A 10,072-nucleotide genomic window follows, 5' to 3' on the forward strand; every position below is an offset into this window, starting at 1 on the left:
AAATCCCTGTGTATCTATCAGATTTCATTATACATTGTTTATCATGTCAGTGCGTAAGGTGAGTAAATTATTGTTAACTTTCTTCGAATTATACCATAACAATCAATAAGATACATCACCAAAATAATCTATAAAAATTAACACTGAGTTAGGCAAAGAAATTTTAACTTATTCACAATACTTGTGCTTTTAACATTTAACGTAAAAATATAAAAGACATAAAAATACATGCATAATTTTTAATAGACGATAAAAAGCCTAAACTTTATATTTAGGCTTTCATCTAAAATAAACTAATGTTAAATATGTTTATGCAATAACACCTTTACTTACGAGAAACTCATCATAAGTGCCCTTAAAATCATTCACCCCTTCAGCTGTTATTTCAATAATACGTGTTGCCAATGAAGAAACAAAAGCGCGATCATGACTGACAAATAATAAGGTGCCCTCATAACGCTCTAGCGCATTATTTAATGATTCTATTGACTCCATGTCCATATGATTGGTTGGCTCATCAAGTAATAAAATATTTGATTTTTGCATAATTAACTTACCAAATAGCATACGGCCTTTTTCGCCACCAGATAATACATTGACTGACTTAACAATATCATCCGCACTAAAGAGCATGCGTCCTAAAATACCACGGATAGATTGATCATCATCAGTAGGTTTTCGCCACTGACTCATCCACTCAAACAGCGTCATACTCTCTTTAAAATCACGCCCATGATCCTGCGCATAATAACCAATCGCCGCATTCTCAGACCATTGAAGCGTCCCACCATCTTGAGATAGATCACCAACTAAAGTGCGCAATAACGTCGTTTTACCTATCCCATTAGCACCTAGAATAGCAACTCGCTCACCGACAGTCACTGTCAAGTTTAAGTCACTAAACAAAGGTCCGCTTTGCTCAAAGCCTTTTGATAAACCCTCAGTAATTAAGGCATTACGAAAGAGTTTTTTCTCTTGGTCAAAACGAATAAATGGATTCACCCGGCTCGATGCTTTAACTTCCTCTAGCTTAATTTTATCAAGCTGTCTTGCCCGAGAGGTTGCTTGCTTCGCTTTAGAAGCATTCGCTGAAAAGCGCGCTACGAAGCCTTGTAACTCTACCATTTGCGCTTTTTTCTTCGCATTATCAGCGAGTAAACGCTCTCGTGCTTGATTTGCTGCTAACATGTATTCATCATAATTACCTGGATAAACTCGCAGTTCACCATAATCAAGATCTGCCATATGCGTACAGACTGAATTTAAAAAATAGCGGTCATGCGAAATAATAATCATGGTGCTGTTGCGCTCATTTAAGGTCTCTTGCAGCCAGCGAATAGCGTCTATATCTAGGTTATTAGTCGGCTCATCAAGCAGTAATATGTCAGGATCAGAAAATAACGCTTGAGCCAATAAAACACGCAATTTAACCCCCGGTGCAATTTCACTCATTGGGCCGAAATGCTGCTCAACAGGAATGCCCACGCCCATTAATAGCTCACCCGCTCGAGACTCAGCGGTATAACCATCCAGTTCGGCAAACTCCATTTCAAGCTCAGCGACTTTAATCCCTTCCTCTTCCGTCATCTCAGCTAAGGCATAAATACGTTCACGCTCTTGTTTTACTTGCCAAAGCGCTTTATAACCCATAATCACCGTATCGATGACACTATACTCTTCGTAGCCAAATTGATTCTGGCTCAGTTTCCCCAAGCGCTCATTGACATCAATAGAAACATTGCCCGATGTCGGCTTTAAATCACCGGCTAAAATTTTCATAAACGTCGATTTACCGCAACCGTTAGCACCAATCAAGCCATAGCGGTTACCACCGCCAAATTTGACTGAGATGTTTTCAAATAAGGGTTTCGGGCCAAATTGCATCGTTATATTTGCTGTAGTAATCAAGTATCGTATTCCAAATGTCAGTTAATAATTTATGAAAGTTACAAAAACTGCATAATTTAATAACGAAACTCACCTTTTTTCAAGATATTTCAGCCTACTTTGATCTATATTAGCATTTAATACCACTCATAATAACCAATAAAGCAAGTCTTAAGCTAAGTATTAGTCATTGCTTTATAGGATTTTTATAGATTTTTTTCAGCAACATAATAACCCATAGTGCAATAATCAACATAAACACGCCTTCTTTATAAAAATCCTGCAAACTAATAAAAGACGTAATAAAAATACCAACTCCTGCAGAAGAATATGCTGCAATCGCAATTAAGCCAGATGCAGCGCTGTAATGCCCTGTGACAGATTGCAATGCATGAAAAGAGATAATTGGCAACATACCCACAATCGTTAACGATGCCAACACCCCTGGAATGACCCATAACCAGCTTGACGGATGAGGAACCCACATCAACCCTATCGATAGTACTCCGGCTAAAATCAATAAAGCCACATAAAAAACAATAATACTTAACTCTGAAACGCGTTGTTGTATAGCGGAGCCAAAAAAGGGCATAATGATACCAGGCAGTAAAATAGGAAATAAATAAAAAGCTACATGCTGTACCGAAACGTGATAAGCCGGTAACAGCCAAAAGGCAATGGCAATATAATAACTTTGAGCAACTGCAGAGCAACCGGCAATAATAAGCAAACAAGTACGAAATCGCTTATTTTTAAGATGACTGATCATTTGCTGAATATTATCTCGCAAGGTTTTTGTTGTCTGCTGATGTTCAGGTTGACTATGCAGCTGACTAAAAATAATAAACAGCACAATCAGCCAGACAGGAATGACTAAAAAAGCATAACGCCAGCTCAACCATGAACCTAGCCAACCACTAATAAATGGCACAAGAAAAGCCGAACTATAACCACCGACCATCAACATAGACAATGATTTTTTAATTTGTAAATCATCTTGCAAATACAGCATGACAAAACTACGAGAACAAACCAAAAACCCACCGACAATAATCGAGCTTAATATATAAGTCATTCCCCACCAATAGATATTATGCGTAAATGCAACAGATGACAGTACCAAGATACCAACAACAGTAATATAAACAAGAAAGCGCTGCATCTCTAACCGATCAATCACCACGCCCCAAATGATTGATGATAAACCGGCTAAAATAAACGATAAAGAGATTAACTGATGAATCACCATCCCAGATGTATTAAATGCCTGCAATAAATTAGGCAATACTGGCAACGCAACCTTCATATAGCCCCAATACGTCATAATCAGAAACATAGGAATATAAACAAGAAACCCCGCTTTTAATCGCATTGATCAACCACTCCTAATTCTAAATTTATTTAATTTAATAACTTCTCTAATAACCAATCGATCTATCACCGCAATAACATAACATAGCAACTGAGCTGGACTTATATCAATAAAACTTTATTTTATATGCCATTTTCATTAAAAATATATAAATAAATTACAAAAAAATAAAAGAAATACAGTAATTAATTAATAATAAAAAACAAATCATAGACACAGACAAGCGTTAAAACTAATTAAAATAAATCATATTAGGTGAATAATATTTATTCACCCTAATATATTAAGTTTTTATTTAACACAGTTCTTCAGGAACTGCAAAAATACCTGGTGCATTACGCAAATAATTTTTATAATCCATGCCATAGCCAAATACATATTGATTAGCAACCTCAAGACCAACATAGTCAGCATGCGCTAAACCACCCTCAACACGCGTTTCTACTTTATCCAGCAATACCGCTGAACGCACAGAGGAAGCATCCTCTTCTTTACAGAACTCAACAATTTCGTGCAAAGTGATACCGCCATCCAAAATATCGTCCACAATCAGAACATTACGGCCATTCAAAGAATAAGACGGCTTCACTTTCCATACCAGTTCATTCCCTCTTATGTTACCTTGATAGCGTGTTGCATGCACATAATCGACTTGTAATGGAAAATCTAAACGCGTTAATAGCTCAGCAGTTAGAATCAACCCACCGACCATCACAGATAATAACAATGGATTCTTACCTTGATAATCCTCATGGATTTTCTGTGCCATGCGATCCAGTGTTAAATCAATTTCTGCTTTAGAAAAAAGACATTTCGACCGCTGGCGAATTTCTTCAATCTCTTTCATCATAATACTCTCTACCTACTCACCTTAATCTTCATCTTTATTCTGGATATTAAATACGGCACTTAATAAATATAGCGACAACACATTGATACATATAACAATGCCATACTTCAAGCCAAACCGATCACCTCAATTTTAAAGCAGTATTATACATGAATTGATAGATAACAGTCATCTAATAAAACACACCTTTCATAACTCAAGCCACTCTTGTAAAATACCAAATTGAATAAACAGTAGTAGATGCGATAATGCTTATAAAATTCATAGAACACTTTGTTATTAAAGATAATTTACTAAAATTATTCACTTTATATTCTGTTATTTTTCTAGGCTCTCTTGGCTATTTTATCGTGATGCCGGTGTATGCAGAGCTAATCCTTAGCCCTATACAAGGCTTACTGCCTGAGCACGTTGATATAACAACCCGGCGTATTATATTTAGCCTAGTCAGCGCCTTTGCCCCCCTGTTAACTCTTTGTATTGCTCCGTTTATTGGCCATTTATCTGACCAACTTGGCCGTAAAAAAGTACTCTTGTTTTGCTTGGCTTTAACACTCATCAGCTTTTTGCTACCTATTACCGCCATTGCTATCAGCAGCATGACTCTCTTGTTTATTAGCAATGCAATCAATAGCATTGCATCTGCCAGTCAACCCATCGCCCAAGCTACTTTAACGGATATCAGCACAGGACGCATGAAAGCTTACTTAATGGGACTATCCGCCTCAAGCATGACAGCAGCAATGTCATTTGGTCCAGCACTCGGCAGCTATTTAACCAAGGTCAGCTTTGATACTACATTTTGGTGTAGCGCACTTTTCACAGTAATTAATATTATTTTGGTCTATTTAACTTTTTCACCAGAACAAAAACGAATAAAAGCTGAAAAAACACCTAGCTTGTTATCTTCATTCAAGACTTACTCCCCCCTAGCAGTGACCATGCTTATACTGGTCTTTTTATGCCAACTGGCGTGGAGCAGCTACTATCAAAACATTAACTATACCATCATCAGCATCTGGCACCTATCAATCAGCTCTAACCTCTACCAACAACTAATGCTGATCATTGGCTTAAGTATGATTTTATCTCTACTTGTTCTGTACCCAGCTATTATTCGCATTATCACGATAATACAATGCTTTAAGCTTTGCCTTATCATTGCAACTTTATCAATGCTAGCAATAAGCCTAACGCATGAAATCTGGCTCTATAAAATAATTCTTATTCCTTTATCTAGCAGCATTGCCATGACCTACCCTTGCTATATGTCTATTTTATCGAATGCCCTAACTAAACGCCATCAAGGCTCAGGCATTGCACTGGCTGGAGGGCTTATGGGCATCAGCTGGACACTCAGTGGCTCTTTCAGTGGGGTGATCGCCAATATCAACCTTCACTTAGCCAACTGGCTAGCAGTCATTATCCTAATATTGGCACTTTTTTTACTATTTATCACAATCAAAAAAACGGTCCAAGAAAGCAAATGTCTTTACATTTAAAACAACGATTAATGACTTATCAAGGTCAATTTAGTCCAGTTATTCCCAAAGAAAAGCAATATGGTCCCTCGGTCATCATAGATTGTAGCCAACCGTTACAGCACAATCTACAGCGCTTTGAGCATTATCAACTAGAAATTGGCCGCTATGCTGAGCGTCGCGTCATTTACGATGCTTACCAACAAGACTCACAAAATTATAGAAATATTCACCTGGGTATCGATTTAGGTGTACCAGAAAATACACCGGTCTTCGCCCCCCTATCAGCCATCGTCCATAGCTTTGCAGATAATAACCAACCGGGTGATTATGGCCCAACGATCATTTTACAGCATCAACTAGGGCTAGAACCTTATACGTTTTATACCTTGTATGGCCATGTAAGTCGTCAAAGTTTAAAGGCACTGTATATTGGCAAAACCATCGCTCAAGGTGAGCTATTTGCGACAATAGGCAATGAAGATGAAAATGGCGGTTGGCCCTCACACCTACACTTTCAAATTATTAATAGCATGACCGACCATCACTCAGGAAATTACCCGGGCATTTGTAGCGAGAAAGAATTGAATTATTACTTAGAACAATGCCCAGACCCTAACCTTATCTTAGGTATAGCTAATCTCACGCTAAAATCTAACCAAATTGAAGCAGACTAAATTATAAATTAAGAGACTCACCATGAAGTTACTCATCTACCAAACTCTATCTCATGACCCGCACTTAAACCTCGCCTTTGAGAGCTATTTATTAGATACAGCCCCAGCCGATGCGCATATTTTGTATCTATGGCAAAACAGCAGTGTCATCGTCATTGGTCGCTCACAAAACCCTTGGTTAGAATGTCATACAGAGAAAATGACAGCAGATAACATTCAACTTGCCCGCCGCCCCACCGGTGGTGGTGCCGTTTACCATGACCTTGGTAATACTAACTTTAGCTTTATCTCACCCAAGCACTCAGAGAATAAAGATAATAACTTTAAAATTATTTTATCTGCTCTAGCTAAACTGAATATTCATGCTCACTGTGCTGGACGAAATGACCTGCATATAGAGACTGATGAGGGTTACAAAAAAATATCCGGCAGTGCCTTTTATAATAATAAAACCCACCACTTGCATCACGGCACCTTATTAATTAATGCCTCAATTGATAAACTCACGCATTACCTGAACCCAAGTAAGAAAAAACTCATTGCCAAAGGCATTACTTCAGTCAAGTCGAGAGTCACAAACTTAATCAATATTAATCAGTCGATCAATCACGAAAACCTCAGCCTAGCGATTATTAATAGCTTTCAACACTTATACAGTAACACCGCACAGAGACAAAAAATTGATTTAAAGTCAATAGACCATTATCCTCATCTGTCCACACTGTATCATCATTATAAAAGCTGGGAATGGTGCTATGGAAAAACACTCAGTTTCACCCATGCCTTTGAGAGAAAACTCTCCTTTGGTTTGTTCTCAATTCAACTTATTGTTAAAAACGCACAAATCCAAGATGCTGAGGTTTACTCTGATGCACTCAATACAGATATTGTCGATTACATTAAGTCTTGTTTAATATTTAGCCCTTACTCAGCATCAACAATATCCGCTACATTTTCTCCACTCGCTCAAATATTTCCTCAAGAAGCTCAAGAACTTTCAGACTGGTTTACTCATGAATTACAATAACTCTGAACCTCTTGAGCTTGATCTTAACTTAAGCACCCACGCCACAATCAATGCAACGCGCAGGAGGCAGTGGCCCCATTTGCAAGTTATGCAGCAAATCACGTAAAGCAGAGCGCAAACCTTCTTCAATAACAGGGTGATAAAATGGCATATGCAATATATCAATCACAGTGAAGTGACTTTGTATCGACCAAGCAAGCAAATGAGCTAAATGCTCAGCATTCGGGCCAAAAATCTCGGCACCTAACAACCTGCCTGTACCGCACTCACCATAGACATGCAATACACCTTTATTCACCAACATTACCCGACTACGGCCTTGATCTTCAAACAAAACCCGACCTATTTTAAATGCCAGTGAACCTTCACTCAGCTGTCGATAGGATTGGCCAATAACTGCCAATTGAGGATCAGTAAAAGCAATTCCTAACGGAACATAGCGCTGCTGTTTAAAAACCTCCGGGAAACGTCCTGCATTTTGACCTGCTAATTTTCCTTCATCGGCAGCTTCATGCAATAAAGGCAAGTCACCACACGCATCCCCTGCAATAAAAATATTAGAATCACCACAGCGCATTGACAATGGGTCATACAAGGGAACACCACGATGATTTAATGCCAATGTTGTTGTTTCAAGCCCTAAACCATCAACATTAGCAATGCGCCCAGTTGCCGCAAGGATATATTCAAAACGACGCACTTGCTCAACATTCTCATTCTCAGCATTGTTAAATCGCACTTCAACATGATCTTTTTTTTCTGTTATTGCTAACATATCAGCATGCGCATGAAACGTAAACTCACGTTGAAAGGTTTGCACTGCATAACAATTAATATCAGGATCTGTTATCAGACTAATTGCATTATTGCGTCCAAATAGCTCAACATTAACACCAAGTCGATGCAATGCTTGCCCAAGCTCCAAGCCAATGACACCCGCACCAAAAACCGCAGTTGATTGTGGTAAATCTTGCCAATCAAACACATCATCATTCGTCATTAACCGGCTACCCGCAGCTTGCAACTCATCTGGAATATACGGTCGGGATCCTGTTGCAATAATAATTCGTTCCGCCTGAATTATTCGGCCATCTGCCAAAATTAATTCATGGTCACTATTAAACTTAGCACGCTGTTGCACTAAATGATTCGCGTCAAAACCTGCAACCGCCTCTTCAACAAAGCGAACAAAACGGTCCCTCTCATCTCTCACGCGCCGCATCACAGCCTGGCCGTCTATAGACACCGGCCCCACCTGCAAACCCAACGTTGGCATTGATTTTACTTTATGACAAACGTGTGCAGGGGCAATGAGTAATTTAGATGGCATACAACCAACACGTGCACAGGTAGTGCCATACGTATTTGCTTCTAATAAAACTATGTTTTTTGTAAACTTAATTGCCTCTCGATACGCAGCCATTCCTGCAGTCCCTGTGCCAATAATCGCAATATCCACAACCCATTTATTATCCATAACTATGTCCTTATTCAACCCTCTAAATATAGTCCCTTAAATAAAATGATACTTACCTATGTAACTCAAAGCCTTGCTTAACAGGAGTCTAAGCAAAACCAAGAGATACACACTAGTATGGATATTATCATTGTCACAGTAAAACTAAATAATTATAATAGTACTTTTTTTGGGATTACCTTGAATATTTCAACAAAAGCAACATGGTTTTTAATTCTTGTCACAGTGTTATGGGGAGCCACCTTTCCACTCATCAAAAGCGCCATTACAACGATTAACCCAAATGCCTTTGTTGCTATCCGCCTTATGATTGCTGCAATTACCTTTTTTCCTTTTATTTTACATAAAACTCCAAAAACCACGTCTAGCATTCTCAAGGGTGCATTGATACTTGGCTTGTTCGAGTCACTCTGCTATATCTGTCAAACCATGGGTTTGCAAACAATTAGCTCAGCAAATTCAGCATTTATTACCGCATTTAGCGTTGTTTTAGTGCCTTTTATTTCACCATTTTTTGGCTTAGCCAAGCCAACTAAAACTGACATCTTTGCATCTTTAACTTGTTTATTCGGTATTTTTATTTTAACTGGTGCAAAAATTTCCCATATTAATACAGGAGAATTATGGTCACTTGGTTGCGCATTGACCTATGCATTTTCTATTTCTTATTTACAACACATCACCCTTAAAATTAAACAAAATTTAATTTTACTCGTTGGCTTTCAGATCCTTTTTTCCATTCCCTTACCAGTAATAATATCATTCACTCATCCTTGGCATATCACACTCACGCCAATATTGATTATTGCCTTAATTTTCTGTGGCTCATTTTCGACCTGCTTAACTTTCTTCTTGCAAAGTAAATATCAAAATAAAATTAGCATTAATAAAGCAGCTTTAATTTATGCCTTTGAACCTGTATTTGCAACTGTATTTGCTTATTTGATCAATGGTGAGGCGATTTATAAAAGCACGATTATAGGAGGAACCCTTGTTTTTATAAGCTTTATGGTTTCACAATTTTCTCATCTATTCACTCATATAGTAAAAAACATATGGCAAAAAATATATGGCTATATATTATTGCTCAGCTAATCACTCCACAAATAAGAAAAAAAAGATTAGTAGCATCTAAAAATAATATTTACATAAAACTTTGCAAAACACACTCGCATCTTTAAATATAGCTCTCGATCAACAGTTTCTGACATACTATCAGTAGGTTAAAAAATACAATAAGGAAAAACGATGCCTTCTCCTTACAGTTATGACTTAAGAATTCGAGCACTAAAAATGATTGA

The 10,072-nt window shown here is 37.9% G+C and carries 8 protein-coding genes; 4 read left to right on the forward strand and 4 right to left on the reverse strand.

All coding sequences use genetic code 11. The features are described 5' to 3' along the window. Positions 1 to 309: 309 nt before the first annotated feature. The 3 genes from C200_RS05895 to C200_RS05905 all read right to left on the reverse strand — a co-directional run bounded on the left by C200_RS05895 (position 310) and on the right by C200_RS05905 (position 4,109). The gene (locus C200_RS05895) at positions 310 to 1,908 is read right to left on the reverse strand and encodes an ABC-F family ATPase (protein WP_051307341.1); all 1,599 of its coding nucleotides are present in this window, start codon (positions 1,906 to 1,908) and stop codon (positions 310 to 312) included. A 166-nt stretch (positions 1,909 to 2,074) separates the two neighbouring features. Then, positions 2,075 to 3,259, reverse strand: coding sequence for an MFS transporter (locus C200_RS05900; protein WP_016210848.1), 1,185 nt, complete (start codon positions 3,257 to 3,259; stop codon positions 2,075 to 2,077). Positions 3,260 to 3,554: 295 nt separating this feature from the next. Continuing rightward, positions 3,555 to 4,109 carry a hypoxanthine-guanine phosphoribosyltransferase gene (locus tag C200_RS05905; RefSeq protein WP_032126446.1) on the reverse strand — a complete coding sequence of 185 codons (555 nt, stop codon included), beginning with the start codon at positions 4,107 to 4,109 and terminating at the stop codon, positions 3,555 to 3,557. Between the two features lie 248 nt (positions 4,110 to 4,357). Here C200_RS05905 and C200_RS05910 point away from each other — a divergent pair, with 248 nt between their 5' ends. The 3 genes from C200_RS05910 to C200_RS05920 are packed head-to-tail and all read left to right on the forward strand — an operon-like array spanning position 4,358 to position 7,294. Continuing rightward, a complete protein-coding gene (locus tag C200_RS05910; protein ID WP_016210850.1) occupies positions 4,358 to 5,611 on the forward strand; it encodes an MFS transporter in 1,254 nt (417 codons plus the stop codon). Further along, a complete protein-coding gene (locus tag C200_RS05915) occupies positions 5,596 to 6,267 on the forward strand; it encodes a peptidoglycan DD-metalloendopeptidase family protein (protein ID WP_016210851.1) in 672 nt (223 codons plus the stop codon). Before C200_RS05910 ends, C200_RS05915 begins: the two co-directional genes overlap by 16 nt. A gap of 22 nt (positions 6,268 to 6,289) precedes the next feature. Next, positions 6,290 to 7,294: a lipoate--protein ligase gene (locus tag C200_RS05920; protein WP_016210847.1), complete on the forward strand. Its 1,005-nt coding sequence runs from the start codon at positions 6,290 to 6,292 to the stop codon at positions 7,292 to 7,294. A 28-nt stretch (positions 7,295 to 7,322) separates the two neighbouring features. Here the strand turns inward: C200_RS05920 and C200_RS05925 are convergent, their stop codons facing one another. Next, a complete protein-coding gene (locus C200_RS05925; RefSeq protein ID WP_016210849.1) occupies positions 7,323 to 8,771 on the reverse strand; it encodes a dihydrolipoyl dehydrogenase in 1,449 nt (482 codons plus the stop codon). Between the two features lie 117 nt (positions 8,772 to 8,888). On the opposite strand from C200_RS05925, the gene C200_RS05930 reads away from it, so the two are divergent. Continuing rightward, positions 8,889 to 9,866, forward strand: a complete 978-nt coding sequence (locus C200_RS05930; protein WP_016210855.1) for a DMT family transporter — start codon at positions 8,889 to 8,891, stop codon at positions 9,864 to 9,866. The last annotated feature ends 206 nt before the right edge of the window (positions 9,867 to 10,072 follow it).

It is taken from the genome of Piscirickettsia salmonis LF-89 = ATCC VR-1361, from assembly GCF_000297215.2.
Lineage (GTDB): Bacteria > Pseudomonadota > Gammaproteobacteria > Piscirickettsiales > Piscirickettsiaceae > Piscirickettsia > Piscirickettsia salmonis.

Coding starts and splice junctions, on each gene's coding strand:
- C200_RS05900 (WP_016210848.1), bottom strand. CDS start 3,259: ATGCGATTAAAAGCGGGGTTTCTTGTTTATATTCCTATGTTTCTGATT.
- C200_RS05905 (WP_032126446.1), bottom strand. CDS start 4,109: ATGATGAAAGAGATTGAAGAAATTCGCCAGCGGTCGAAATGTCTTTTT.
- C200_RS05910 (WP_016210850.1), top strand. CDS start 4,358: ATGCTTATAAAATTCATAGAACACTTTGTTATTAAAGATAATTTACTA.
- C200_RS05915 (WP_016210851.1), top strand. CDS start 5,596: ATGTCTTTACATTTAAAACAACGATTAATGACTTATCAAGGTCAATTT.
- C200_RS05920 (WP_016210847.1), top strand. CDS start 6,290: ATGAAGTTACTCATCTACCAAACTCTATCTCATGACCCGCACTTAAAC.
- C200_RS05925 (WP_016210849.1), bottom strand. CDS start 8,771: ATGGATAATAAATGGGTTGTGGATATTGCGATTATTGGCACAGGGACT.
- C200_RS05930 (WP_016210855.1), top strand. CDS start 8,889: ATGGATATTATCATTGTCACAGTAAAACTAAATAATTATAATAGTACT.